Source organism: Acinetobacter lactucae (assembly GCF_013344765.1).
Taxonomy (GTDB): domain Bacteria; phylum Pseudomonadota; class Gammaproteobacteria; order Pseudomonadales; family Moraxellaceae; genus Acinetobacter; species Acinetobacter lactucae_A.
Window position 1 is genome coordinate 1 of sequence record NZ_JABVBF010000392.1, and the last position, 660, is coordinate 660.

1 protein-coding gene is annotated in these 660 nt (G+C 31.5%); it reads right to left on the reverse strand.

Annotated elements, in window-relative coordinates; all coding sequences use genetic code 11:
* Nucleotides 1–72 precede the first annotated feature (72 nt).
* Nucleotides 73–492, reverse strand: a complete 420-nt coding sequence (locus tag HUN22_RS17510) for a GlcG/HbpS family heme-binding protein (protein WP_174732042.1) — start codon at nucleotides 490–492, stop codon at nucleotides 73–75.
* Nucleotides 493–660 lie beyond the last annotated feature (168 nt).

The following is a 660-nucleotide window of genomic DNA, read 5'->3' on the forward strand; positions in this document are numbered from 1 at the left end:
ATGCTTAACTTTTAGAAAAGAGAAAATATTTAAATGAAAAGTGCAATAATTTCTCTTTTCTATCATTTCAGGTTAGCTGTTTTGTTTTTTTAAAAAGGTATTAATCGCATGTTGGGCAATTTCTGCGTCTTCAAAAGATTGAACACCGGAAACACCAATCGCCCCTAAAATTTGGCCGTCATAAAGAATTGGTTTTCCACCTTCTAACATTCCTTGAGCACTAGGCATACTTAAAAAACCTAAGCGACCACTTTGCAGAAGTTCTTCATAAAATTTTGAAGGTCTACCTGATATTGAAGAGCATTTTGCTTTTTCTAAACATAAATGTGAGGATAAAGGCGAAGCACCATCTAAACGTTTCATGAGTAGTAAAGAACTTGTTTCATCAACAATAGCGATACTGACTTTAAAGTTATGTTCAATTGCATATTTTTGAGCTTCTTCCATTAAAAACTCTGCATCTGCTTGTGTTAGGTAATATTTACTTTTCATTGTTGCTCTTCTTTCCTAGTAAGCTAAAAATTATTTTAGTGTAATTTTACAGTAAAAATTGATTATATCTATAGTTGATTTGTCATTGAAAGTAGTGTGGGAAATAAAATGCCGGTTGGGTAAACTCAGCATTTTATTCAATATATAAAATCATGTTTGGGTAAAACT